This is a genomic window from Teredinibacter turnerae T7901 (assembly GCF_000023025.1).
GTDB classification, from domain to species: domain Bacteria; phylum Pseudomonadota; class Gammaproteobacteria; order Pseudomonadales; family Cellvibrionaceae; genus Teredinibacter; species Teredinibacter turnerae_B.
This window is the reverse complement of sequence record NC_012997.1, coordinates 2,080,661-2,105,786: the sequence shown is the minus strand read 5'-3', so window position 1 is coordinate 2,105,786 and position 25,126 is coordinate 2,080,661. Positions and strand designations below refer to the sequence as shown.

Annotated in this window: 20 protein-coding genes; 7 read left to right on the top strand and 13 right to left on the bottom strand. The window is 48.0% G+C overall.

The genetic code is table 11. The features are described from left to right. Window positions 1-3 precede the first annotated feature (3 nt). From TERTU_RS09000 to TERTU_RS08975, 6 genes are all read right to left on the bottom strand, one after another. Window positions 4-414: an ExbD/TolR family protein gene (locus tag TERTU_RS09000; RefSeq protein WP_015820539.1), complete on the bottom strand. Its 411-nt coding sequence runs from the start codon at window positions 412-414 to the stop codon at window positions 4-6. An 8-nt stretch (window positions 415-422) separates the two neighbouring features. Further along, the gene (locus tag TERTU_RS08995; RefSeq protein ID WP_015819922.1) at window positions 423-935 is read right to left on the bottom strand and encodes a MotA/TolQ/ExbB proton channel family protein; all 513 of its coding nucleotides are present in this window, start codon (window positions 933-935) and stop codon (window positions 423-425) included. 2 nt (window positions 936-937) lie between these two features. Next, window positions 938-2,290 (bottom strand): MotA/TolQ/ExbB proton channel family protein, encoded by a 1,353-nt coding sequence (locus TERTU_RS08990; protein ID WP_015817455.1) that lies wholly within the window; start codon window positions 2,288-2,290, stop codon window positions 938-940. Then, the gene (locus tag TERTU_RS08985) at window positions 2,290-3,051 is read right to left on the bottom strand and encodes a DUF3450 domain-containing protein (protein ID WP_015816999.1); all 762 of its coding nucleotides are present in this window, start codon (window positions 3,049-3,051) and stop codon (window positions 2,290-2,292) included. Before TERTU_RS08985 ends, TERTU_RS08990 begins: the two co-directional genes overlap by 1 nt. Before the next feature lie 109 nt (window positions 3,052-3,160). Further along, window positions 3,161-5,530, bottom strand: coding sequence for a TonB-dependent siderophore receptor (locus TERTU_RS08980; protein ID WP_015819333.1), 2,370 nt, complete (start codon window positions 5,528-5,530; stop codon window positions 3,161-3,163). A 276-nt stretch (window positions 5,531-5,806) separates the two neighbouring features. After that, window positions 5,807-7,216, bottom strand: a complete 1,410-nt coding sequence (locus tag TERTU_RS08975) for an amidohydrolase family protein (RefSeq protein ID WP_015818132.1) — start codon at window positions 7,214-7,216, stop codon at window positions 5,807-5,809. A 206-nt stretch (window positions 7,217-7,422) separates the two neighbouring features. On the opposite strand from TERTU_RS08975, the gene puuE reads away from it, so the two are divergent. Next, window positions 7,423-8,406, top strand: a complete 984-nt coding sequence (gene puuE / locus TERTU_RS08970) for an allantoinase PuuE (RefSeq protein ID WP_015820277.1) — start codon at window positions 7,423-7,425, stop codon at window positions 8,404-8,406. Further along, complete coding sequence (locus TERTU_RS08965; RefSeq protein WP_015819681.1) at window positions 8,406-8,702, top strand: DUF1330 domain-containing protein; 297 nt, start codon at window positions 8,406-8,408, stop codon at window positions 8,700-8,702. The genes puuE and TERTU_RS08965 overlap by 1 nt, the downstream gene beginning before the upstream one ends. A 184-nt stretch (window positions 8,703-8,886) precedes the next feature. Here the strand turns inward: TERTU_RS08965 and TERTU_RS08960 are convergent, their stop codons facing one another. Beyond that, window positions 8,887-10,299 (bottom strand): uracil-xanthine permease family protein, encoded by a 1,413-nt coding sequence (locus TERTU_RS08960; RefSeq protein ID WP_015818647.1) that lies wholly within the window; start codon window positions 10,297-10,299, stop codon window positions 8,887-8,889. A gap of 735 nt (window positions 10,300-11,034) precedes the next feature. Between TERTU_RS08960 and TERTU_RS08955 the strand changes: the two genes are divergently transcribed. Together TERTU_RS08955 and TERTU_RS08950 are read left to right on the top strand one after the other, a co-directional pair. Then, on the top strand, window positions 11,035-11,256 hold the full coding sequence (locus TERTU_RS08955; protein ID WP_015817238.1) for a DUF4089 domain-containing protein: 222 nt from the start codon (window positions 11,035-11,037) through the stop codon (window positions 11,254-11,256). Beyond that, a complete protein-coding gene (locus tag TERTU_RS08950; protein ID WP_015818617.1) occupies window positions 11,253-12,644 on the top strand; it encodes an AtzE family amidohydrolase in 1,392 nt (463 codons plus the stop codon). Before TERTU_RS08955 ends, TERTU_RS08950 begins: the two co-directional genes overlap by 4 nt. A 238-nt stretch (window positions 12,645-12,882) precedes the next feature. Here the strand turns inward: TERTU_RS08950 and TERTU_RS08945 are convergent, their stop codons facing one another. After that, entirely contained in the window at window positions 12,883-13,815 is a 933-nt protein-coding gene (locus tag TERTU_RS08945) for a cupin-like domain-containing protein (RefSeq protein WP_015818150.1), read from the bottom strand. A 998-nt stretch (window positions 13,816-14,813) separates the two neighbouring features. Between TERTU_RS08945 and TERTU_RS08940 the strand changes: the two genes are divergently transcribed. Then, complete coding sequence (locus tag TERTU_RS08940) at window positions 14,814-15,986, top strand: response regulator (protein WP_015817686.1); 1,173 nt, start codon at window positions 14,814-14,816, stop codon at window positions 15,984-15,986. 142 nt (window positions 15,987-16,128) lie between these two features. Here TERTU_RS08940 and TERTU_RS08935 read toward each other — a convergent pair whose 3' ends face one another. Further along, window positions 16,129-16,770 (bottom strand): Hpt domain-containing protein, encoded by a 642-nt coding sequence (locus TERTU_RS08935; RefSeq protein ID WP_015818557.1) that lies wholly within the window; start codon window positions 16,768-16,770, stop codon window positions 16,129-16,131. A gap of 179 nt (window positions 16,771-16,949) precedes the next feature. Here TERTU_RS08935 and TERTU_RS08930 point away from each other — a divergent pair, with 179 nt between their 5' ends. Continuing rightward, window positions 16,950-17,501: a heme NO-binding domain-containing protein gene (locus tag TERTU_RS08930; protein ID WP_015818051.1), complete on the top strand. Its 552-nt coding sequence runs from the start codon at window positions 16,950-16,952 to the stop codon at window positions 17,499-17,501. After that, window positions 17,494-19,167 carry a response regulator gene (locus tag TERTU_RS08925; protein ID WP_015818585.1) on the top strand — a complete coding sequence of 558 codons (1,674 nt, stop codon included), beginning with the start codon at window positions 17,494-17,496 and terminating at the stop codon, window positions 19,165-19,167. The genes TERTU_RS08930 and TERTU_RS08925 overlap by 8 nt, the downstream gene beginning before the upstream one ends. A gap of 63 nt (window positions 19,168-19,230) precedes the next feature. On the opposite strand, the gene TERTU_RS08920 is transcribed toward TERTU_RS08925, so the two are convergent. The 4 genes from TERTU_RS08920 to TERTU_RS08905 all read right to left on the bottom strand — a co-directional run bounded on the left by TERTU_RS08920 (window position 19,231) and on the right by TERTU_RS08905 (window position 25,119). After that, window positions 19,231-21,273, bottom strand: coding sequence for a TonB-dependent receptor plug domain-containing protein (locus tag TERTU_RS08920; RefSeq protein WP_015817941.1), 2,043 nt, complete (start codon window positions 21,271-21,273; stop codon window positions 19,231-19,233). Window positions 21,274-21,425: 152 nt separating this feature from the next. Further along, a complete protein-coding gene (locus TERTU_RS08915) occupies window positions 21,426-22,367 on the bottom strand; it encodes a cupin-like domain-containing protein (RefSeq protein ID WP_015817362.1) in 942 nt (313 codons plus the stop codon). Between the two features lie 29 nt (window positions 22,368-22,396). Next, a complete protein-coding gene (gene ectB, locus TERTU_RS08910; protein WP_012779311.1) occupies window positions 22,397-23,710 on the bottom strand; it encodes a diaminobutyrate--2-oxoglutarate transaminase in 1,314 nt (437 codons plus the stop codon). A 38-nt stretch (window positions 23,711-23,748) separates the two neighbouring features. After that, on the bottom strand, window positions 23,749-25,119 hold the full coding sequence (locus TERTU_RS08905; protein ID WP_015819348.1) for a hypothetical protein: 1,371 nt from the start codon (window positions 25,117-25,119) through the stop codon (window positions 23,749-23,751). Between the last annotated feature and the right edge of the window lie 7 nt (window positions 25,120-25,126).

Below are 25,126 nucleotides of genomic sequence, written 5' to 3'. Positions count from 1 at the left end.
CAATTACTGGCCTCCCTCGGCTGCGACAGACACACTTTCCGCGCCCGCCATTCGCGCCTGATCCATCACTTCAATCAGAGTTTCGGTTTTGGAGTCCGAATCCGCGACAATAATCACCGCGGCACCCGGGTTTTCCGCCAAACCTCGTTCGACGTTCGCTCGCACTGCACGCTTGTCTACCAGACGCTTGTCCATAAATATCTGGTTATTCGCCGTTATACCTATCTGGATGGCATTCGACTTGGCAACCACCGCGGTTTCTGCATTGGGTCTGCTTACATCAACACCGGCTTCTTTGACGAATGTGGAGGTCACAATAAAAAAGATGAGCATGATGAAAACCACATCGAGCATAGGCGTCAAATCGATCTGGCTCTCTTCTTCTTCGTCGATTAAAAATTCTGAATCAGACATACAAAGTCCTAATGTTGTTTAAGCGCTGTTTTTAACAGACGTAGTTCTCGTTTGTAGCGGCGATCCAACCCCGTGGCGAACGGGATTGCAATAAGCGCAACCACCATGCCCGCCATGGTAGGAATGGTGGCAGCACTCACCCCATTCGCCATTGCTCGCGGGTTACCAGAACCCATAAATGCCATAACATCGAATACCTGAATCATCCCGGTTACGGTACCCAATAGGCCAAACATGGGCAGAAGCGCGATCAGCGTCGGTATCATCTTAAGGTTTTTCAGCATTGAGCAATCAACTTCGGAAATAAGCTGAGCACGTTCGCGGTCGGCGTACCAGGACGTGTACTCGTCTCTGGCTTCCCAGGTACTGATACACGCTTTTTTGCCAAGCTTATGCTCTGCAAAAAAATACCAGTAGCGCTCTAGAATCATCCACCACAGCCAAATCGCCATGAACAGGATGGCCCACAATACGTTGCCACCCTTATCCATAAAATCCTGAAACATTGGCAGAAGTCCCATGATCAGGCTCCTTTCGCGTCGGCTTCCGCTTTTTTCGCCATCAAACCAGCGGCTTGTTCACTAATCATTTTTCCGATTTGGGTTGCTCGTGCAGCCAGCATACTGTGGCTCAGCAACAAAGGAATCGCTGCGCACAAACCCAGCACCGTAGTGATAAGCGCCTGCGAAATACCGCCAGCCATCAGTTTAGGATCACCGGTACCAAACAGGGTGATGGCTTGGAATGTGCCGATCATACCGACCACCGTACCCAACAGCCCCATTAGCGGTGCGACGGCTGCGAGCACCTTAACAATCGAAAGCCCACGGCGAATGCCCGCCATATCGTGGATAATGACTTCCTGCATTTTTCTGGAAATAGTTTCCAGATCCAGGTGGCGGTGTTCGAAATAAGCCTGCATTACCCGACCTATAGGGTTGTCTTCCTCTACCTGATCAAGGTTTTTTAGCTGGCGTTGCATTTTGCTGCGGGTGCGCATCAAACTCAGCATACGCTCCAATACAATTAACATTCCGATAATGCCCACAATAATAATTGCATAGCCCACCGTACCGCCCTGCTCAATTCGCTCCATAAGACTTGGCGATTGCACTAACAAACCGAGTAGCGCGCCGCGTGACGGGTCAATCGTAAAATCCACCACCGCGCCTGGAGCCGCAGAGGTGAGTTTGTCAGCGCTGCTGCGTGCGTAGCCAGCCGGTTGGCGAGCCAGCTCGACCAGGGTACCGTCTTCGGAGAGGTAATTAAGGTACTTATCACCCGTAACCACGTTAAACGCACCAACGCGCACGATGTCTGCATCGTAGGTTGTACCATCCGGGTCAATCACTTCGTGTTTGAAACGACTCAGGTCACCAGAAAGTGCCGTTTCCTGAATCAGCAACTGCCACAAGCTACGGATCTGATCAATCGATGGAATCTCTGAGCTTTCTGCCAATTCGGACACAATCGCTTTGCGTTCTGGCTTTTCCGCGCTGATTAACGACGCGAAAATAATAGACTCAGCATCATCTGCTGTTTGGCGAAACACACCAAATAGCTCACCGAGATCGCCCGAGCGGCGGTCCAGCAAATCTTGCAGTTCTGCAAGTGCAGTCTCATTTTCATCAAAGGTTTTACGCAGAGAATCGCGCAGCGCTTCCTGCTTTTTGACCTCTGCTTCGGCAGAAGCCATCAGGGATTCCTGTTCACCAGCTGCAGCACGAAACTTGGCTTCGCGTTCTTTGTTGCGCTTGGCTTCAGCGCTGGCGTTGGCGGTGACTTCATCCATCAAGTCTTTCAATGACTGGGTGCCTTGCGCATGGGTTACCACAGGCAGAATGGCCAGCAAGGCGATACATATTGCTCTAAACATCAGTTGGCCTCCGGCGTGTTAAAAGGCAAGGTAAGAAGCGAGGGCGGAGCCTGTTTACGGGCAACCCGCAGTCCATCCCTCACAGTTTTACGGTAACCAGACCCGGAAAGCTTTTCCCAGTGATTTTCAGCGGAGTTCCACCGGCCGGTTTCACTGCCATCTAATGTTTGATAAAACAGTCCCACGCGGCCGAAGCGCAAGAAGCTGACTGTGCGACTGGAGCCATCTTCCGCCAGTTCGCCACTGTAAGCTTCAATGGTGCGTCCGTATTCCGCTTCAACCATGTAAGCCTCCATAATACGACGGTATTTTTCACCCACAGTCACGTCGGCACGATCAATCATGGACTTAAGATTCTCAACTCTATCCAGGCGTTCTTGAATTAAAAACGGTACATCGGCTTCCACCAGCTTGGTAAGCACGTCCGTCATTTCAATCATTAACGGGAGCGCACCGGTTTCTATCGTTTCAATTTCTTCTGTTTGCCGCTTAATCGAAGAGATTTCGCCCTCCTGGGACTCCACCAGACGAGCTAACTGACGGTTGTATATTTCCAGGCTTTCTGCTCGCGCTAGCGCAGCACGGTAACGTTGAAAAGCTTCCTGCTTTTTATCATCCAAATTGTTGATACGCTCTTGGCTTGCGGCGGCAGCTTTATCTGAAGCAACCTGCTTGTCGATGGTAGTTTGCTGCGCATGAGCCACCATCGGCACCGCGAGTGCCAGACACAAAGCCTTCCAGGAAAATTTCGGGTTAGGCATGATCTCTCCGAATCAAAAATAAATCGACTACCCCAACACAGAGTCGGGAAATTAGAAACGGTTTTGGGGAAGCACGGCGGTCGAAAGACCGCCGCATGTGTTTCACGTATTAAAATTTATACGTGGCAGAAAGTTCCCAGCTGAAGGGTTTTTCGGGCAATACGACCGAGCTTCCGAACAGGTTCGGGAAGTTGGAGCGGTAGTACTTTTCATCTGTGATATTTTTGAAGTTAGCTCCGACTTCCCAGGTATCGTTCGAGTAAGAAATACCCGCGTTAAATAAGTCGTACGAAGGCAGGGTGACCGAACCGGTAAAGCCAGACGCAGTTTCATCCGCATGGAAATAACTCACCACCGCAGACCAGTTGTCGTAGAAGCTGTATTGCGCGACCAGGCTGTAGCTGTTCTCCGGGATACCCGCTTTTTCAGCTGGACCAAGCACGAACCCACTCACAGTACCGCCGTAGAACGCACCTGGATCGACATTAGGTAAGTCTTCTGCACCAAGGAATGTCCAACGACCACCGCTCGCTTCGGTGTTAATATTCACAACTTCAATCTGAGTGTAATTCGCAGTCAGGGAGAAACTATCGGATACTAACCAGCGCATTTCAAACTCAGTGCCGGATGTTTCGACTGACTCGTTAGTCGTCGCAGACTGCGCACTGTAATCCGTACGATCCTGCTCAAAATACGCGATAGCTGCGTACAAACGGTTGTCAAAGAAACTGCCTTTGATCCCCAATTCCTGCAGTGTGGAATCGTCAATTGCACTACCTTCCTCAACATTACCCAAATCCAGTTCCGCGCCCTGCCCCACGATCATTGTCATTTGTGATGACTGGGTGTAGTAAGGCGTAATGTTCAACATCGGAATTTTGTAAGAGATACTGCCGGTCCAGGAAGTACCGGACTCGGTCGATTCTGCACGGTCGCCGGATGGAGTATGGACGTACATATCAATGGAGTCGTAGCGAACACCACCAGTCAAACTCAGACCAAAATCAAAGTTAAAATCGCCCATTACACCCAAACCAGAGTCGGTGTAATTACCCATAACATAAGTTGCCCATACGCCGTCTGGGCTGTTAGTGGCAAGCGCGAGCTTATCAACAGGCGTTGAAGGTTGGGTGATGTCGCGGCGGTCAAAATACTCGTAGAAGAAGTCGTCACCGTGTTTGAAGTCAGTATGGCGAACCGAGGGCGAAATCTGAATGCCCGCTTCCATATTGCTGGTATTAAATTTGTAATCGACGATCAATTTTTCTTCGATAACAAACGAGTCATGAAACTGAGAAAACCCGTAGGCGTTTTCATTGAGGTTGTCGTACGCGTCGTAGAAAATTTTATTGGTAACCGAGAAGCCATTGCCTTTGTCGAAGATATAATCCAGATAAAAGGTCGACGCTATGTTAGTCAGCTGATCCTCTTCAGACACCAACACCTGGTTGTGCTTGAGTTTGGCGGTACCCGGGTTCACCAGCGCCATGCCTTCCGGAATATCTGCTGTGGTAACTTCACTTGGGAAAACGGTGTCTATACCATAACCACAACAACCTGCTGCCGCATCGTATTCTGCGGGAGAGATACGACCATCGCCGTTGGTGTCCAGTGGTTGTGGACTACCCGTCACATAAGTGCCATTGTCGATCAGATCCTGACTCAGGCGGTTCCAGCCGGCTACCTGGTTACCATCGTACTCGTGGTACATACCACCGAACTCAAGGCGGTGCGCGCTGTTAATGTCGAGGTTGAAAGACGCCTGAAAAATATTCTGGTCGGTCTGCGTATTATCGTAATAGCTGCCGGAATTCTCGGTCTGGAAAAGTGCATAATATCCAAAACCTTTACCCGCGATCTTACCTGGACCACCGACTTCGGTAGTAAGAACGTTTTGATCCCAACTGCCGCGCTCTACTTTAATTTCGCCTGTTGGCGACTCGAGGTATTGCCCAGTTTCCGCACGTGCAGACTTAGGCACAAAGTTGATATAACCACCAATTTTAGATGGCCCCATAATCGGAGTTGATGGACCGCGGACGATATCGATGCGGTCTGTCGCACCCAAAGGTGTAGGGTAGTTACCTGGGTTGTCCAGGCGACGCATACCGCGGAAATAAACTTCACCAGCGGTGCCACGTACATCCAGTGCACCGGCGACGCCAAAGAACGATTGGGTAAAGGCACCAGGTGACGCCACTACCAGATCATCGATATCAGAAATATTGAGACCGTCAATCATTTCCGAGCTGATAGAACTTACCGCGCGAGGCGTTTCCAACAGTGTTTTGCCGAACCCGAATACTGAGTCTACAGGCTCAGTAGGCAGTAGGCCCAGATCGTCCTCGACTTCACCCTCAGCGGTATAGGTTTCCAGTTCGACCGCTTCATCTTCTTGCGCCCAGGTCGCCTGAACCGCAAAAACGCCCAAAGATGCGCTAACCGCGCACGACAAAAAATTCTTCTTAAATTGGTGCATATCCAACTATCCCCAAGTCAAATAAATCGGCCCAAAAAACGGGCTCTGTACATAGCCGGAAGGGCTTGAGCAATCGGTGTGCCAACAAGCTGTCCAAATGGTCAGGTTTTCAAAAAACGAGAATAGTTCCTTTATTTTCAATAAGTTAAAAATTATCTTGGTTGACCTAATGGTCAAAATCCGTTTTTAGCGACCATAAAAAAGGGCCCGCAGGCCCAAAGTTAGTGCTTTTTAAAAACAAGCGTTTATGTGTGCACCAAATTAATTAAAGCCCCGCTACGGCGTAGAGCACAATTCGTAGTGATTACAGATAAATCCTCGCATTGGCGGCTTACTTGACAATACCCGCTGACTACCTTTTTGGAACTGCTGGGCGAATTTATCCATTTTTTTCTGATAGTCGTGCACCAATTTCGTCTTTAGCTCGTCATTCATAAATCCGTATTTGAGCGAGTTTAGCCCTAGCGTTTGCAATTCACTCCAGGACAAATTGAACTCCTTGACAGCCACAAAAAATTCATCTGTCAGGTTCGAGTCCCACATCCCACGATCGTCTGTTGATAGGGCAACCGGCACATCTGTGCGCAATAACTCTGGGAAGGGATGCTTGCTGTAATCGTCCACATATTCCAACAATAAATTACTGATGAGATTCACTTCGACCATATAATTGCTATGCCGCATCAATAGATAGGTGTCCGGATCAGTAAGTAAATTGACGCCGTGGCCTATCCGGTTTGCACCGAGTAACAGTGTGTTACGAATATGCTTGTTGGGCTCGTCCACCTCTCCCGCGTGAATGGACAGATCAATGCCCGGGTATTGCGCCCGCAATTTTCGCAATGTTGGCAAAAACCGCAGCGGGTGCCCCTTATCGTTGTCTTCCCGGCCAACCATATCAATGGCTACATACATATCCCGGTGCGCATCGACGAACGCGTACATCTGCGCAAGCCGCTCTTCAGCGTTGGGGGCGAACCGCAACAATGCGTATTGGAACTTCACTGTTACACCAGATTCCACAGCATCTTTCTGCTGAAGACGTTCTTTGTAATAGCGGTACACTTCTTCAGCGTCAATCAAACTGCCGTCCGGACGCATACCCACCGGTGAGCAGTCGATTTCCAGGTACATTAATCCTTCACGGCCAAAAGCCTGCATATTGCGCACGAGAATCTCCGCCAGTACATAGTGGTTCATGTATAGCTCGTTCAAGCGCTGCCAGTGAGTTTGGAAAAATTCGTCGCGCCCTTCATGCGCAGAATCCAACTTAAGGCTATTAAGCCATCCAGCCTTTTGCTCTGCGCTCATATCCTGCAGGCGAACGTACTCTGACTGCTCGCAGGCCGAGAGTTTCTTGTACGTGGATTCCTGAATGTTTTTGAAATACAACAAGTAGGGGTTACCACCAAATTCATTGCCGCCGTAACCTGCGCAATTATTGATTTTGATCTTGGTGTAATAAATATAGCCTCGCTTCTCCTGTGCGAGTGCCAGTTCCAGCCACCACTCGGGAAACCCGGCACCGCTGAGGTGGTTGTGCAAATCGCCGCCTTTAGGCATGGCATACAGGAAATGGTACAGATCTTTGTCGGTCGCCGTCTTTTTAAAGCTTTCGAACCAGTCTCCCTCGGCACGAACACTGCTGCCTACCAATAACAGAGCAATAATAAAAAATTTGTACATAATGCGTTCTCGAAAATATATGTTCGCAACTCTTAATATGTGAGTGTAATACGTAAGTGAAAATACTGCGTGAGTGAATAGTGTATAAAAAGTTAGCCGGACGCAATCATAATGCCAACTTTGGCATAATTCTTGTTCTCGTCTGATCTACTGGATTCATTTTTAAAACTGCCATAGCAAACTGTCAGCTGAGGATTCAGGAAAAAATGATACAGACAGCCGAAAATATTTTTCTAATCGCAGAGGCACCTTTAGTGACAGAGCAGATAGTAAAAGAACAGACACCCTATCCACGCGACCTTATTGGCTACGGTGCGCAAACCCCCACCAATCCCTGGCCCAACAATGCCAAGATTGCGGTGCAGTTTGTCATAAATTATGAGGAAGGGGCGGAAAATTGTGTGCTCCACGGCGACGAAAATTCAGAAACATTTTTGTCAGAAATTATTGGAGCCCGGGCCTACCCCGCGCGTCACATGAGTATGGAATCCCTTTACGAATACGGCAGCCGCGCCGGATTTTGGCGGCTGCACCGCTTGTTTACCGAGTATCAACTGCCCGTTACGGTATACGGTGTAGCGATGGCGCTTGCACGCAACCCCGACGCCGTAGCGGCGATGAAAGACGCCGAGTGGGAAATTGCCAGTCATGGTTTGCGCTGGATAGATCATCAATTCATGCCAATTGATGAGGAGCGCGAGCAAATAGCCGAAGCGATTAGACTGCACACCGAAGTCACGGGAAAGCGTCCGCAAGGCTGGTACACCGGTCGCGACAGCCCGAACACGCGCGCTCTGGTACTGGAGGCAGGAGGATTTCTATACGATTCCGACAGCTATGCCGACGACCTACCCTACTGGGTGAATACCGAAAGCCAGCCTCACCTGGTAATTCCCTATACGCTGGATACTAACGATATGCGCTTTGCCGCACCGCAGGGATTTAATTCAGGCGATCAGTTTTTTACCTATTTAAGGGATGCGTTCGACGTACTCTATGAGGAAGGTGCCAGTGCTCCGAAGATGCTGAACGTGGGTTTGCACTGCAGAATTGTCGGCCGCCCAGCGCGAATGAAATCGCTGCAACGTTTTATTGAACATATACTGCAGCACGACGATGTATGGATTTGCCGCCGTATTGATATCGCACAGCACTGGCATACCCATTTCTACCCAGAGATTACCCCTTAATGAGCGCGTACATTATTGTCGATATCGCTATTAAAAATGAAACCGAATATAAAAAGTATATCGCTGCAATTACACCATCTGTGACTCAGTACGGCGGGCGTTATTTGGTACGGGGCGGCAATCCAGAAACACTGGATGGGAGCTGGCAAAGCTCGCGTATGGTCGTTATGGAATATCCCGATCGGGCTACCGCGGTCGCCTGGCTGGAAGCGGCGGAGCTCGCCCCGATTCACCAGATGCGCAGAGACAACGCTCACTATTGCAATATGATCGTCTGCGATGGTGTGCCTGGGTGAATAGTATGCCTGTTTAGATTGTACACACTATTCCCGATTTGGAATGACCCGCCCTCTTACTCCGCGCCGTTAATTATTACTGCAATTCTCGTTCGGGCTTGCAGGCCGAGGGTTTGGTCAGCTACCGGGGTTTAGTTAAGGCGCCGGGAAATAATTGCCTCGTAACCCGAAAGATAAATAATTTTTATTGCGCACCCTCAGACAACACATCTTGTGCTTCGCCCGCGTGCTGATTACCAGACGACTCCGTATCACTGAGTGTCGGTTTGGTTCGGAACAGCTCTAAAACGAACGCGCATATCGCACCGGTTGATATGGGAAACTGCAAAAAGCTTTTGAGCCATTGCGGTAAAAATGAGATGAGTGGCACTACAACTGAGCAAACAAGACCGAAAATAACAGCTGCTGTCACCAGAGGCCAGTTGCGGACTCTCCCATCACCACCGCTAACAATCATCAAGCCGGACATAAAAACCATAATAAACATCAGCAGCGTCGCACCAGACAGCACGGCCGCAGGCATGATGACGAAAAACCCACCGACAATTGGAAATAGGCCGAGCACGACCAACATGACAGCAACAAAACGGCCCACGTAAGGACTACAGACACCGGTCAGCCGAATAACACCGTTATTTTGGCTAAACGTTGTATTTGGAAAGGTACAGAAGATCGCAGCAATAAAGGAGTTTAGTGCGTCGCCACTTAAACCGCCACGCACACGGCGCCAGAACGCGCGATTGTTAATGGCCAGGCCGGAGAGCTTCGAGGTTGCGGTAAGGTCGCCCAAGGATTCCGTAGCAGAAATTAAATACACCGGCATCAGTACCAGAAAGGTGGTCAAATCAAAACTTAGCGGGAATTGCGTTACGCTCGGCACGAACACATTCGGCATGGCATTGAGTGGTGCTGTGTCAACCATTCCCAATGTCCAAGCAACGCCAAACCCAACAAACAGACCTATCGTGATGCTGGTCATTCGCAACAGCGCATTTCCAGTTCGCACCAGAATTAACGTAATCACAAACACGAGCAACGCTAAACCTAACACCCACCAGCCTGGATACAACTCGACTCGAGTGTAATCGCCATATAAATTCTTAAGCGTGGTCCATACCAGTGAAATACCTATGAGGGCCACCGCAGTTCCAGATACATTGCTCGTAATCCAGCGCCGCAAATGCTCGACAAACTGAACTAACACAAGCATACACAAGGCGCACACACCGCTGGTTCCCAGCACTGCACCCAGCGCCTCTGCCGAGCTAGCGCCGTTTAATAGCGTGTAGTATGAGAAGATCAGCGGGCCAATGAACGTAAAACTCGTGCCCTGAATACTCAGCAGCCCGGAACCAATCGGGCCCACCCTACTCACTTGAATTAAAGTCGCGACACCTGAAATGACCAGAGAAGAACTTACCAGATAGGCGGTGTCTACCGGAGAGAGCTTCATCCCCAGCGCAATGATCAGGGGGGCCGTGACTATGCCGCCAAATACAGCGAGTACATGCTGCAGCGAGGCAAGCAGCGTTTTACCTGCAGATGGTCGATCGTTGAGGCCCACGAGCATGGGAACATTCAACCGAGAATCGGACATGAAATACCTATACACCCAAGTTAGGGAGTCGATTTAATAAAAGTGTCTAAATGTAAATAAAGCGCAAGCGCCATGGTTAGACGGCTCTGTAGACAGAGCAATTTCGGTGCCCGCTTGTTACCAACGGTCATATTCGCTATTACTCAACAACTCAGCACAAAAAACATACGCTAAACAACGCCCCTTTTCGAATACGAGCAAAATTTTTTCATTCGCTCGAGGATAAAAACGGCGCCAAACTACTCGAACGACCAGGCGGTAAAAAATTTTCGTTTCACAAACACCCCTGGCGCAACAAGAAGCGAACCAAATGCGGTCACGAAAAAACACACTGCCCCATAAAGGGGCTAAGCCCGTTGATAAAGCGCGTTTTATTCAGGCCATTAACATCACACACGCGCCAACCCCAAAAGCTACTGCTATTTATGCAAACAAAGAAACACCCTTTTTATTTTTCGCGGTATAAGTTTTGCCATGCAAGTGTATACAGTGCAGAAATGCCGCTTGATATACGCTTGCATTACCGGGCTGTCGGATCAAGATAAAAGACAGATTTGTATATTTTTTAACTTAAATATCGCCAACATTATCAACCGCTTTAGTAGCGCGAAAACCAAGTCAGCTGTGAAATAGGACATTTGCAATCGCCGATCGCAGAGAATTCGGACCCTAAACTGGAGCGGAACTAACCTGCTTATTCTCCGCGAAAGATGTACCCAAGAGATATAACGACCGATGAAAACCGAAGAAACGCAGCTTCAACACCTGCTTGCTTTAAGTACTGAAATGGGATTAGAGATAAAGGAAGAATGGACCGCTGGTGTCCTCACCCACTTACAAAACGCCAAACGTATGGCGGATATTCTTTATCAAGCGCCCATAGCTAACAACGACCTGGCTTTGGCCAATGTTTTTCGGCCCGATGGGCTTGTCGTATCAGAGGGCAGTAAAAAGTGACGGGACATTTAAATGAAATTCAGGCGTTCTACGCCGAAAATCCACTCAATATTGTACAAAACATAGAGCAACAGCTCGACACTATAGTCCAGATAAATCCGAGCTTGAATGCATTCACGTCGATCTCCCGACGCCGTGCGATCGAAGCCGCAGAACGCCTCACAGAAAAGCAAAACCTCGCCGAAATGCCTCTCGCTGGGGCGACCTTTGCGGTGAAAAACCTGTTTGACATTGCCGGGGAAGTCACCCTGGCGGGAAGCAAATTGAACGAACGCCATAGTCCCGCGAGCCAGGATGCCACACTTATAGAAAGACTGGAGAATGCGGGAGCAATTCTTACGGGTGCACTTAACATGGGCGAATACGCGTACGACTTTACCGGTGAGAATTGTCATCACGGCAATTGTGGCAACCCGTACAAGCTCGATCATATGGCAGGAGGGTCTTCTTCAGGCTCCGCTGCAGCGGTCGCCGCTGGCCTGGTGGACTTTTCATTAGGGTCCGACACTAACGGATCTATTCGAGTACCCGCATCCTTCTGTGGAATATTTGGCCTCAAACCGACTTACGGGCGACTGCCTCGAACCGGGACATTCCCATTTAGCGATAGCCTCGACCACTTAGGCCCACTGGCGCGCAGCACTCAAGATCTCGCTCGCGTATACGATGTATTGCAAGGGTACGATGGAGGTGATCACGCATGCGTAGACCGTCATAGTTCCCACACCGTAAGCCAGTTAAACCTGGGCATACAACATTTGCGCTTTGCACGCCTGGAGGGCTACTTTAACTGTGAGCACTTTCCACAGGCACGTAGCGCTATGGATAAAGTATGTAAAGCCCTGGACGTCCAGGAGGAGATAGTACCAGAAGGTGTCACAGAGGGTCGCTCAGCAGCCTACCTGATTACCAATATCGAGGGCAGCAGCCTACACCTGTCCCGCTTGCAGCAAAATGCGGAAGAATTCGACCCAGACACCCGTGACCGATTTCTCGCCGGTGCAATGCTACCCGCGGCCTGGTACATTCGAGCACAACAGGTTCGCCGCTGGTACCAGGAGAAAATGCTAGCGTTGTTCAAAAATGTAGAAGTACTTATCGCGCCGGCAACGCCCTGTGTAGCGCCAAAGCAAGGTCAAAAAACGCTGAAAATCGCTGGAGAAGAGCAACTGCTGCGGCCAAATCTTGGTTACTTTACACAGCCATTTTCAGCAATTGGCTTACCTAGTATTGTTGTACCCACACAAGATGACGAAACCGGAATGCCTATTGGTATTCAAATCATAGCTGCGCCCTGGCGAGAGGACATTTGCCTGCGTGTTGCAGCCTACTTGGAAGACGCAGGGTTTTGCTTCGTCCCACCGCCTTTGTATTCATCAGCGGCCTAGAACACAGCACAGCCCTCAGGGGTCCCTCAAGCCGAAGCAAACCGGGGCAGGTTAATCCAATCAATAGCATAAAAGGCTAAAACTTGGCCTGCCCTAAAAAACTGACATATGTCGGTCCGCGAAGACACATCCACCGAAGCTGCATGCCCTGCTCAATATTGCAAACGTCCTTTCTTTCAGTACCACCGCTCAGCCAAGTTTCAAAGCACCGGAGTTTTAGCAGCAACCCAAATTGGGGCTAGGAAATATAATTCAGGTAACTTCTATAGTAGCGAAAAAGCTGTTTCTCAGGGATTTGGCCGAAAACACCAAGAAATACCAGAAAATTATAAAACACATTTTTTGCAGGCATTCCCATGGGCATCGCAGCAAAGCTCTTTAACACACTACTCTTTGTATGAAAATCGACGTTGAATGAAATTGAAGCCTCCCGCGTAACGACGTGGTGAAGAGTGCCCGCAGGCATAAACAATAAATCACCGGCCTCCACGATTACCCGGGTAGCTGACGACTCCTGATATTCCGGATACGCATTGTAATCGACATCTAATGGATCAACATCAAACCACCGCCAGTCTCGGCGATAACATCGTTTTGATTCGGAGAAAGGAAGAAGTACAAACTCCTTTTGCCCTTTTACCTGAAAGAAAAGGTTATGGGTGAGCAGCGTATCAAAATGCAGAGGTGTACAACTCCCGGTACAGCTCATAAAAAACTGCGCATATCGCCACCAGGCGCTTTGGTACCAAGAGGGGAAAAAGCCTGCTGGAATATTGCGCACGTCGTCGATCAAGTGCTCCGCCATACAAAACAGCGGGATATCATGGCAGTAGGCAGGTTTCTCCAACGTATTGCCAGCTAAGTGACGATTTTCCTCATACAGCAAAAGAGACGCGATATATTCGTCTGCAGCTTGATGCTCGACCTCGATACGACCATCAGCCATAAATCGCTTCAAGGGAAGGTCCATTCCAGATAGCTTTTTCTGTAAGTACTCAAACCCCCAATTTTCGACCCCGTCAAAATTACGTAGAAAATTCTTAACAATAACGGGAATACCCCTGCGCAAGTAGTACTCGTTAAAAAGCGTCGCATTCAAATCGTAACGGGTTTCAATAGTTCCCCAAGGTTGCGGAGAGAAAACATCACTCAGTTCGATTGCTGTACTCATTATGGCTCCATTAATTAACCATCGTTTGCTTTAAACCAGGCGTCTACAGGTCAATATCGAATCAGCAGATAAATAGTTGATCTTACCTATTTAACATCGAGAGCTTCCATTGCTCACCCGGCAACGGAGGCGTATCGGTGCACTGCCTATTGAACAGACAATTTTCGTTACCAAATTATTAATGACTTAGCTTCCATACTGGCGCTTAAGAACTTCAATGAACCTCAGATAAATTCTCGCCAATTGGTTATCTTTTACACAGAAACATTTATGCACTTTGCGGTGCGTAGACTCCGAAAATCAGGCAGCCAAATTCCCACACCAAAACCGCAGGCCGTTAGCCACGTATAACCCTGTAAATTTCGGGCGTATCGTAACGACCCCGTCACAACATTCTCAACCGCACCGCAAAGATTTTTTGTTACAACGATAAGTAGGTTCACATTTGCAGTCATTTTTTTTAGAACCGCATACAGTATTCTCAAAAACTACATAGAAATTTAAAAATCTGAACATTACAAGCACGGCTTATTTTTTTAATTCTCACAATGGCATGCATTTTAATCCGTTAAAAATCAACTCAGTGAGATACGCCATATCCGGTTAACGTCAAGGAAAAATAAAAAGTAGAATACTTTCTCTCCCAAACCACTTCCTTGTCGGATCAACAAAGACAACAACTCGAAACGACCCGTAGCTTCGTAAATATTTCCGCATCATCCAACAAAAATGAATTCGCCATTTACAGGTAAATTACTGGAATAGCGTGCGAACTAAGCCAATGAACCTTGGCTGATGAACAGCCTCAATTACCCCCTCAAAAGCTCTAAAAGTACATTCCGCAGCAATGCACCGCCCCCCCTGAGCCTGAACCTTACAAGTCCTCTAACCCAAGCTTGCACCTGCGGTACTTTGAGCTAATTTTATAGAGTAGTTTTAATCCTTTTTACGAACAGACCCTACCACCACCCGATGAAGCAGCCAGCCGGACGTATCGTATGACAGAGCAGAAAAAGCAGGTATTGATAGTCGACGATGCCCCAACAGATATTCAGTTTGTGATCGAGAACTTGAAAGACGAATTCGCTATAAAAGTTGCTGGCACAGGAAGAAAAGCTCTCGAATTGGCTGAGGCTTATCCGCCTGTGGCCATTTTGCTAGACGTCACCATGCCGGAGTTGAATGGCTACGAAACCTGTGAGAAGTTAAAGTCGATAGACGCCACAAAAGATATTGAAGTGTTGTTTGTTAGCGCAAATGATTCTATCGAAGAAATCCTGAAAGGTTATGAAGTCGGGGGTAGCGACTACATAGTAAAACCTGTAAACCCCGAGGAGCTCAGGCGCAAAGTGCGGTTAGCCGTACAAAATACCGAAGCGCGTTTTTCCGTAGTCTCAGAAAAGAAAGCCGCAATGGAGGCGGCGATGACCGCGATCATGGACGCCAGTGAACAGGCGTTTGTGGTCGGCTTTTTGCGCCAAAGCTTTAATGTTACGTCGTTCAAAGATCTAGCCAAACTCACCGTGGAGTACACTAGCAAGTTTGGCCTGGCAAACACAGTTCAGATCAGAGGCCCCTGGGAGACCATCACCGTATCCAGTGCTTTGCCTATAGCGCCACTGGAATCGGAGCTTATGTACCGCCTTGCCGACAGCGGGAGGATATTGGAAAAAGGCAAACGCCTCATTCTCAACTTCCCACTGGTATCCCAGCTTGTCAAAAATATGCCTAACGATGATCCCGATAAGTGTGGCCGCCTGCGGGATCACCTGGCACTCATTATTGAAGGCGCAAGTAACTGCGCCAAGAACATCCTGGTGAATGACGAAATAGCAAGGTTGATCGAAGAATCTAATGAAACCTTGCTGCAGATTCAAAAGCTGCAAACCAATCAAAAAGAAACCAACATGAAAATCATGGATCGCCTAATGGATGAGGTTCAGCAATCATTTCTCACATTTGGCATGTCTGAGGAGCAGGAAGACTTAGTGCTTTCAAAAATTCGCGATGCGGTGGACGATACCTTGGACAATTTTGAAGCGGGCCTGAAAATCGATGAAGAACTGAAAAACATTGTCGAAAGATTGGAAGACGCTACTGTTCACATGCAAGTCAGCGAGCCCTATTCCGGGGAGGAAAACTCCGCCGATGACGATGATTTTCTTCTATGACCTTATCTTAAGAGAGTATATATTCAAACCGGTTAGCTAATACACGCCTTAGAGTGGCAAGGAATTCAGGGCCTGTTAACACTAATTAACTCTGAGAGCACTTTGAAGGAATAAAAAGGCTATATGCGAAAAAGTTATTGACTTACTTGGCTTCAAGCAGATTGTCAATATATTCGTTTAGCTCGTCGAGCTGAAATGACATCAACATTGTATCGACCTTTGCAGATTCCGTTTCGTACTCCGTTCCCTTCGCTGAGACCTTGAGGCGCTCCACCATATCCATTGCGCTGGCCACGTCCGCTTCAAGCTCTATTTTAATCACACTGAGCTCACGCAAAAAATCATCCTTCGTAAGAGTGCCATTCTCACATACCCCTGTGAGCTGGCATTCCAAATCGGATAAGGCGGTATGCAATGCCTGCAAATCAGTGAGCTTATCAAGTAGCGCCGCCAACGCCTCCTCGTCTACCTCTGTACCACCAAGTTTGATTGGTGTTTCTATGGACGCCGCAAGCCGTGAAATAGCCATAGCACCAACATTTGCGGCCGTGCCCTTTATTTGGTGAGTCAACCGCTGCAAGTTGGTGAGGTCGCCTTGTTTATACAGCCGCTCTATTTCTTCGCCCGCCTGCATATAGCTTTCGCAAAACATCTTCACTAGACGAAGCAATTTACTTTCGTTACCGCGTAAACGGTCAACCCCCGCTCCCACATCAAAACCAGCATCAGTCAGTAGATGTTGTGCTTCTTTAAATAACGACGGCGGGCAGAGCTCATCATTCATTACAGTTTCCTTTTACCAGTTATAACAAGATCAATCTAAATACCGTTTGCACATATCCGGCTAAACCCAGGGAAATCTGTACAATAGCAAAGCATGCTAAACCTACAATTACTATAGTTAGATGAGTACGTGAATGCACTTATCTAACGAAATGTTATACAGTTTTATTTAGGTGGCTAATGAAAGGCATAATATTTACGGTATTTAGTGATTTCGTAGCATCCAGCTACGGGGCGGACCAACTGGATTATCTTCTTGATACGTGCGACTTACCATCAGGCGCTGCGTACACATCAGTTGGCAATTACCCCTTTGCAGAACTGCAAACTTTGTTCGACGGTTTATGCCAAGCGCAAAATATAGAACTAAGTGAAGCGCATCGACTCTACGGCCATCACCTGGCGGGCGCCTTTGTCACGCAGTACACTGTTTTCTTTCAGGAAGTGCATGACACCTTCGCATTATTGCGTAACATCGATAATCACATACATGTGGAAGTACGAAAACTCAATCCAACTGCAGAACTTCCTCGATTCGCGTACGAACAAAGCGAACCGGATAAATTGACGCTAATTTACAGCTCACCGAGAAAGCTCGGCGACATGGTTGTTGGTTTGATAGAGGCCGCCTCAGGCTATTACAAAGAGGTAATCCAAATTGAACGAAAAAGCCAAATGGATGCGTCTAGCGAAAGCGAGTATTTCTTTTTAACAAGACTCAGTGATGGATAACGAAATCGAAAAACTGCAACGCCGTTGCGAACGAGAGCGAAAAGCGCGACAAGAAGCAGAACAACTTCTCGAGTCCAAAAGTCGGCAATTGTTCCACGCCAACGAATGCCTGGAAAGAGCAACCCGACATCTGGAAAAGATCGTTGCTGAGCGAACCGAGGAGCTTGAACGAGCCAGAGACGAGGCGCTGGCAAGCGTACGGGCGAAGAGTGAATTTTTGGCAAACATGAGCCATGAGATCCGTACCCCCATGAACGGTATCGTGGGAATGCTGCGCGCACTGAAGAAAAACCAGCATACGGACAAGCGCGAAAAACTAGTCGATACCGCCATCCATTCCAGCAAGATTCTGGTGGATATTCTCAACGACATTATCGAATACTCCAAGTTCGAAGCCGTCGGTGTCGATATAGAATTGAGCCCGACCAATATTACCGACACTCTAGAATCAGTCGCTGACACCTACGCTTTTCCGATTCAAAAGAAAGGTCTTGAATTTATTCTGGATTTTTCACTGGACATACCCAAGCTCATTAGCACCGATGCGGTCCGCATAAAGCAAGTGGTCGGTAACTTTTTGAATAACGCGGTAAAGTTTACCGAATCAGGTTACATTATTTTGAGCGCACACATGCAAAATGACGGCGCAATCGCCATCTCCGTGACGGACTCCGGCAAGGGTATCTCCCAGGACCAGTTGGAATTAATATTTCAAGCCTTTAACCAGGGTGACACCTCTGTAACACGAAAATATGGAGGTTCTGGTTTGGGACTGGCAATCTCATCAAAAATAGTCAAGCGCTTAGGCTCGAATATACAGGTTGTAAGTCAGGAGTCTGTTGGTACGCGATTCAGCTTCTCACTGTCCGCCCCTATCGTTAGTCATCGAAACTATTTGGAAGATCTCGCAAAAACAAAAATCAACTCAGCTATTTTAATATCTCCGAGTGTTGAATTTCAGGAATCGTTTCTCTGGTTATTTTCGCGTTCCAGCCACATAAAAGGTCACTGTTACTCGTCCGTTAAAGAAGTCGATTTTAAAAATAACTTCGATGAAAACACCATCGTATTCTTTGACGTCAGAGACGACTTCAACGCAGACGTCATGCCCATTTTAAGAAAAAAATGCCCTGAGCCGTTATTGATTGCGCTGGAAAATATTGAAGCCAAGTGTGACAACCATCCCTATGCCGATCATGTGATCACAGCGCCACTAAAGCCGCGCAAAGTGGTTGAACTGATTACCAATATCAGCGAGGACGAGTCGGAGCCTGAAGCAGAAAAGATTTTATTTTCAGGGAAGCGCCTGCTGATCGTTGACGACAACAGCATCAACCTTGAAGTAGCAGATTGGCTATTGTCCGACTTACAGTTTGAAGTGGAAACCTGTAACAGCGGCATGGCCGCTATAGAGAGGCTCGACGAAAAACGTTTTGACCTAGTATTGATGGATATTCAAATGCCGGAAATGGATGGGCTGACCACCACGCGGCATATCCGACAGCACAGCGTCAAAAACAAGCACACGCCTATTGTGGCAATGACAGCGCATGCCCTGGAAGAGGATAGAGAAAAAAGCTTAGCGTCTGGCATGAACGATCACGCAACGAAACCCCTCGACCCAGACGCTCTGGCAGAAAAACTCAAAAAAATACTGAGCAAGTAAACTGCAGCACCAATTCTTTGCCCTATCCCGCGACCATCTTACCTAACCAAAGTTAAATCAACTTTAGAAAGTAATAGAAACACCAACCGACGGAAATATACCCATATCGACTGATTCTTTAAGATATAGCTCACCAGTTTCGTTAACCTTTTTGTAATCGAGATTTTCTTCCGATACGTTTTCACGATTCAGCAGGTTAAGAATATCTACAAAAAAACTGGCCTCATTACCCGCGACGGAAAAACTCCGTTCGGCACGAAAATCCAATCGGGAGTAATAAGGCAAGCGTTTCGCGTAAGCCTCACCGTACACAGGTAAGTAGCGCCCTTCAAAATCTTCGTTCGGTTTGATACCGACAATTTCCGTTGTCGCCTGCCCACTCTTGTACGTGAATCTGCCGCCGAGCATCCACTTTTCAGTGAGCTGATAATTCGCCACTAAGTTAAACACCACCGGCGTGTCTAACGTATATTCACGCGTTTCATCGGTGCGTAGATTGGTACGTTCACTTTTAGCGAGCGACACGGCAGCCCAGCCAAACCATTTTTCAGTTAGGTTTTTATTGAGCATAATATCAACACCGCGCACCTCCCCTTCTACATCGTTACTGTAGTAGGCATCGGCATCGGGCTGGCTCTCATCGAGCGCAAGCGGAAGATTAGTCAGCATTTTAAAATAACCTTCCACGGACCAGGTCCAGGATTCTCCCACTTCGCCGGCCAAGCCAAGCGTATAGTGCTCTGCGCGAAGTGATTCCAGCGCAGGGTTTCCTACTGCTGGTACAATCGTTTCAATATCCGGTGTGCGGTTATAGCGGCCACCGGAGGTAGATACCGTTAAACCCTCGACGAACATCCATGAAAGCGCCAACTTAGGGTTTATATAATAGTCTTCGGTATAATCATTTCCACTTCGCTGAACACCGAGCTCTACCGACACCCTATCGGCTGGCTGCCAAAAATCGGTTAAATAGATATTCGTCTCAGCAATATCCAAACTCACTACTTCTTCAACAAGACCACGACGATCTTCGCAATCGACATCGAAATCTGTACAAATGAAGCGGATTAAGCGCGCATTATAATCGTGGGTCTTATTGCTATATTCACCACCTAACGACACGGTATGATTGCCAAACTGCTGACTAAGGTGGCCTCGCGCCAAGATGTTTTCTAATTCCAACTCAAGATAATAGTCGTCACCCCATTCAACCAATCGCGAATCAGCGTAGCGGGCAAGGGTTAAATTCGACTCTACGTTGTCATCGGAAACAAAGGTGTAGTTAATACCCTGACTATGAAAATTCCGATCAATCGTCGCCTGACCCGCAAAATCGGGATTTTTTTGAGCTTCGTTGTTATATTCGCCGAATTCAGCTTCAGCAAAATCGGAAGCGCCAGCCAGACTCAAACTTAAGCTATGACTGTCAGCCATGTCCCATTTGGTTTTGAATTGATAGTCCGTATCCTTTGGCGCGCTAATAACACGTACACCATCATCATCCGGTTCATCATCTTCACTTACAAACAAATGAATAAGGCCATGGCGGGCTGAGAGGTAAAAAGCTGCACTATCCGACAACCCACTTTCCACAAACACACCAGCACGCAGCATGGAAGCGGTAACCTTGGTCATAAAGGCATCATTGACTGGATCTCGCAATCGAATATCGAAAACCGCACCGGTCGCTTCAGAATATTGCGCACCAAATCCCGCTGCGAACAATTGGAAATCCTGCACTACATTTTCATCGAATATCGATGTATTAAATTCATGAAAAATGTAACCCGCAGGCATCCCATCAATATAATATCGATTATCTTCCGGCGCAGAACCGCGCACAGCGGGTTCACCGCCATCTCGTGGAGTAATAACGCCTGGCAGTGCAGTAATCGCGCCTACGGGATCACCAAAACTGCCCGGCATATTCGTAAGCTTTTCTGCGCTTTGAGTAATTTCTGTATAGCCAGCTTGGCGAAAACCGAGGACGATGGTCTCCTCTATATTATTAGAGTTCGCGTCATTATCGGTAAGCGTTTGAGCGACTAGAATTCCCGGCTGACAAGCTGCCATAGCACCGAGTGCGGCAATGTAAAGCGATTTCATGCTGAAGAAGTCCTTGTTTGAGCAGAATGCAGATAGACAACACTGTTAGGGCCGGTTAGCACTAATGCAGTGAGCAAGAATGAAGCGGGGGGATTATAGTGGTGGGAAGGTGCTTACACAGCGAATAATACTGTGTAAGCCAAAAGAAATTATCAAGCTGTGAGAGCGTCCTCAATCTGTGCAAAGCGCTCACTGTATTTTTTTACAATCTCGCTAGGAGAACTATAGTTTTCACCTGCACGACTGTAAAAATATTTTAATACTTCCAATTCTGGGTCAGCATGTGGATCTTCCATCAGATAATCGATGAACTCCAACGAACCCATTTCATGAATAAAATTCCAAGTAATGGAGACTGAATCTTCCAGCACCAAAACGTCATGTAACCAACCATGTGGTACATATGCCACATTGCCAGGACCTACAACACCATGAAAATCGGGTTCGGGCTTACATTTTTCCAGCGCGTTTGGGCGCACGTCAATGAAGCCGCCAAACGATGTAGAGTCGGGAACTGTATCGCGCAGCTCTTCCGCGCGGTCAGGGCTATACATTACGAAATCTTTTACCCCATAAAATTGCGCGACCACTGCATCACTGCAGAATGGGTCGGTGTGCAATCGTGTGCGGGCTCCCTTCGCAGCAATTAGAATTCCGCGATACGGAAATCCATCGGTTACAGGGTCGACATAGCCAGACTGACTCGCTGGCACCAGCAAATCAGTTGCGGGCAAGAATTCCGGTTTGCTCCATAAATGTTTAACCCGATCAAATGCTTCATCGCCCCAGGCATGATCAATCGCTTTAAGCTGGTTGTACCAGCGAACGTAGCGCACCTGATCGCGAAATTCAGTGTGGCCAAAGTTCTCGTCGAGGTATTTTTTTAGTGTCGATACTTCCTGCAAAGCGAACAAGGTATCGTAGACTTGCACCTCCAGGTCGCCAGCCAGTTCCGCCAGTGCTTCTGGCGACCAACATTCAGCCTTAAAGGTGGTATCTTTTACAACGACTGGTCGATTTGGTTTTACGTACTCTTCGATGAATTCGCGTTCCGTTAGGGTTTCGCGATACTCAATATTTTGGACATTTGCCATATTGCCCCCTCCTTTTAATGACGCCCGGTTTATACGTTCTCTGACACTGAGTGATTAGCCCCAAAAGGTTTAAAGTGCTCCACACTCAAACCAATCGATTCCGCAATAGAGTATTCAACAATATCAAGCCCCTTCCGCAAAACATCCAAATCAACGTTGAGCGCAGGCATAATTTTAAGGACTTGATCCCGATCACCCGCTCTCTCAATTACCAGGCCGTTTTTGAAACACAACTTGGATATTTGGGCAGTGAGATTTTCATCAAAAAACTCCATCCCCTGCATTAACCCCAAACCGCGCGCTATCTTAATCAGGCCTGAGTGTTCCCGGTGCATACGGTGGCAAAAATCGCTCACAATCGCAGCGCGCTGTGCGATCTCTTGTTCAAATTCAAAACCATGCCAGTAGCCGTTAACCATCGCAGCGGCGGCGACAAATGCCATATTGTTGCCGCGGAAGGTGCCGTTGTCTTCGCCGGCACCCCATACATCCAACGCATCTTTGAACAGCAGCAATGCCATTGGAATGCCGAAGCCTCCAATCGACTTGGACAAGCACACCAGATCAGGCTCGATGCCTGCACGCTCGAAACTGAAAAATTTTCCGGTTCGGCCACAACCCGCTTGAACATCGTCGACGATAACCAGCGCTCCGAACTCCTTGGCCAGCTCCATCAAACCTTGCAACCATTTCTCGCTGGCGACGTTGATTCCACCCTCGCCTTGCACAGTTTCAAGGATAAACGCAGCGGGAAGATCGACACCTGAGCTATTGTCCAACAAAAGTTTGCGGTAGTGAGCGATCTCATCGAAACCTTCACCCATGTAGCCGAAAAATGGCAAGCGGCTCACGCTGCTATAGGAAATTGCCTGACGGTTATATCGATTACCGGTAACGCTGAGCGACACGCCGGTCATGCCGTGGTAACCATTGGTAAACGCGATAATATTTTCACGACCGGTAAATTTCCGTGCGAGCTTAATAGCCGACTCGACCACACTTGTACCGGTCGGACTGGTAAACTGCATGCGATACCGAAGATTGCGGGGCATAAGAATTTGTTCATTAAAGGTTTGGATAAACTCCCGCTTTGCCTGGGTGTGAAAATCCAACCCCATCGCAATTCCGTCATTATCGAGGTATGCCATAATCGCATCTTTGATAATCGGATTGTTATGGCCATAGTTGACTGCACCCGCACCACACAGGAAGTCGATATAGCTATTGCCGAATTCATCGTATAAAAGGCTACCCTTCGCCTTCGAGAAAACAGAAGGAAAGGCGCGGCAGTAAGACCTCACTTGCGATTCATTATCTTCGAACACACTCAAGTTCTTTTCCATGCAATACTCCATACCAGATGTTGCTGCCTTACCGGCACCTAAAAGTTGTAGATGATCCGGGCAATCGTACTACCCTGATCGAATTGGCCACTTATGTTATCCAAATTAAAAACATCTACCTGTAAAGTAAGGTTATCGGTAGCGCGGTAGGATGCCATAACGTGTGCAATACTTGATTCCAACGCAATCTCGTATTGATATTCCAGATAGACTTCTACAAGCTCATGATAAAACCGATTGGATACGCCAAAATAAAATTCGTCCAGGCGACGCTCTTTTAATTCAAAGTGTTCGGTGTAATCAAGATACTCCGTGTGTAAAACGCCATAATTCCATTCTCGCAATCCATTTTCCTGATAAGTACTATTTACTGCGAATAGCACCTCATCACTTTCTGCATACCCCAAATCATATTCGGCGAGCGATGCAGCAGTACCGTCAATGCCTTGCGCGCGTTTGTTGTTAAAGGCTGCTTCAATTTTGAGTGAAATATTACCAAGATTAATGTTCGCAGCTGCACCAAACATGCTGTAGGCTGCGTAGTAGTTTGTCTCTTCTTCGCCAGTACGGGCGTTATAGCGGGTGACCGCTCCATTATCCAACACGTCCGCATACATCAGAGATAAATCAGCCCTGCCGATCGCAGCCTTCCAACGCAAACCGAGTTCGACGTCTTTATCGTCCTCCTCGGCAGGCAGATCGTTCGTCGCAACTGCGGGTTGTTCGTCAAATTTGATATCGGGGTTTGCTATCAGCGACCACTGATGTTTGCCCACGTATTGGTCTACAACCAGCATTGTTTGCGACAATCGCGACTCGTCCAAACTGGTGAATACCAGATCTTGTATATTTTGCGGGCTGATAATATCCGTTACCGGACTCGCCTCAGCCTCACCCCAGACCACTATTTTTCTACCGAAAGTAACTGATGTAGTGCCCTGGGTGAACGAGGCATATAACTCTTTGGTTTTCAGTTCCCCGTCAACATCCTGGTCCACTTCAAGCGCGTCGTCGCCCGGCAAATATACGATGGGCTTAACATCTACGTTCAGATACAAATGATTGCCGATAAACCGGTTCCACTGAAAACGAAGCGAAGAGCGATTACTACCCACCTCTTCGGGGTCAGTAAAAATATAAGCCAGATCGTGCTGATAGATAAATTTTCGATTACCGCCCAAAAGCTGCTTGGATTGCGGCGCGGCAGAGCTTACCTGATCTCCATCGGGATCCAGCGTAAACTCCTCGCCCAGCGACAGAGATTCGCCAAGATATAGTTCGGCATCGTCACCCAATTCCAGGTCATTAAGCTCGGCATCGTCTTGTGCGACCGCCAGTGGTGCAAGAGCAACGCCCGCAAACGCGCACCCGGCGAGCAGAGCCCGCCGGTTAGGTCTTATTGTTTTCATTAGCTGA

Excerpts from the sequence above, each read along its gene's own strand:
- TERTU_RS09000 (WP_015820539.1), bottom strand. The coding sequence starts at position 414 with ATGTCTGATTCAGAATTTTTAATCGACGAAGAAGAAGAGAGCCAGATC.
- TERTU_RS08995 (WP_015819922.1), bottom strand. The coding sequence starts at position 935 with ATGGGACTTCTGCCAATGTTTCAGGATTTTATGGATAAGGGTGGCAAC.
- TERTU_RS08990 (WP_015817455.1), bottom strand. The coding sequence starts at position 2,290 with ATGTTTAGAGCAATATGTATCGCCTTGCTGGCCATTCTGCCTGTGGTA.
- TERTU_RS08985 (WP_015816999.1), bottom strand. The coding sequence starts at position 3,051 with ATGCCTAACCCGAAATTTTCCTGGAAGGCTTTGTGTCTGGCACTCGCG.
- TERTU_RS08980 (WP_015819333.1), bottom strand. The coding sequence starts at position 5,530 with ATGCACCAATTTAAGAAGAATTTTTTGTCGTGCGCGGTTAGCGCATCT.
- TERTU_RS08975 (WP_015818132.1), bottom strand. The coding sequence starts at position 7,216 with ATGTACAAATTTTTTATTATTGCTCTGTTATTGGTAGGCAGCAGTGTT.
- puuE (WP_015820277.1), top strand. The coding sequence starts at position 7,423 with ATGATACAGACAGCCGAAAATATTTTTCTAATCGCAGAGGCACCTTTA.
- TERTU_RS08965 (WP_015819681.1), top strand. The coding sequence starts at position 8,406 with ATGAGCGCGTACATTATTGTCGATATCGCTATTAAAAATGAAACCGAA.
- TERTU_RS08960 (WP_015818647.1), bottom strand. The coding sequence starts at position 10,299 with ATGTCCGATTCTCGGTTGAATGTTCCCATGCTCGTGGGCCTCAACGAT.
- TERTU_RS08955 (WP_015817238.1), top strand. The coding sequence starts at position 11,035 with ATGAAAACCGAAGAAACGCAGCTTCAACACCTGCTTGCTTTAAGTACT.
- TERTU_RS08945 (WP_015818150.1), bottom strand. The coding sequence starts at position 13,815 with ATGAGTACAGCAATCGAACTGAGTGATGTTTTCTCTCCGCAACCTTGG.
- TERTU_RS08940 (WP_015817686.1), top strand. The coding sequence starts at position 14,814 with ATGACAGAGCAGAAAAAGCAGGTATTGATAGTCGACGATGCCCCAACA.
- TERTU_RS08935 (WP_015818557.1), bottom strand. The coding sequence starts at position 16,770 with ATGAATGATGAGCTCTGCCCGCCGTCGTTATTTAAAGAAGCACAACAT.
- TERTU_RS08930 (WP_015818051.1), top strand. The coding sequence starts at position 16,950 with ATGAAAGGCATAATATTTACGGTATTTAGTGATTTCGTAGCATCCAGC.
- TERTU_RS08925 (WP_015818585.1), top strand. The coding sequence starts at position 17,494 with ATGGATAACGAAATCGAAAAACTGCAACGCCGTTGCGAACGAGAGCGA.
- TERTU_RS08920 (WP_015817941.1), bottom strand. The coding sequence starts at position 21,273 with ATGAAATCGCTTTACATTGCCGCACTCGGTGCTATGGCAGCTTGTCAG.
- TERTU_RS08915 (WP_015817362.1), bottom strand. The coding sequence starts at position 22,367 with ATGGCAAATGTCCAAAATATTGAGTATCGCGAAACCCTAACGGAACGC.
- ectB (WP_012779311.1), bottom strand. The coding sequence starts at position 23,710 with ATGGAAAAGAACTTGAGTGTGTTCGAAGATAATGAATCGCAAGTGAGG.
- TERTU_RS08905 (WP_015819348.1), bottom strand. The coding sequence starts at position 25,119 with ATGAAAACAATAAGACCTAACCGGCGGGCTCTGCTCGCCGGGTGCGCG.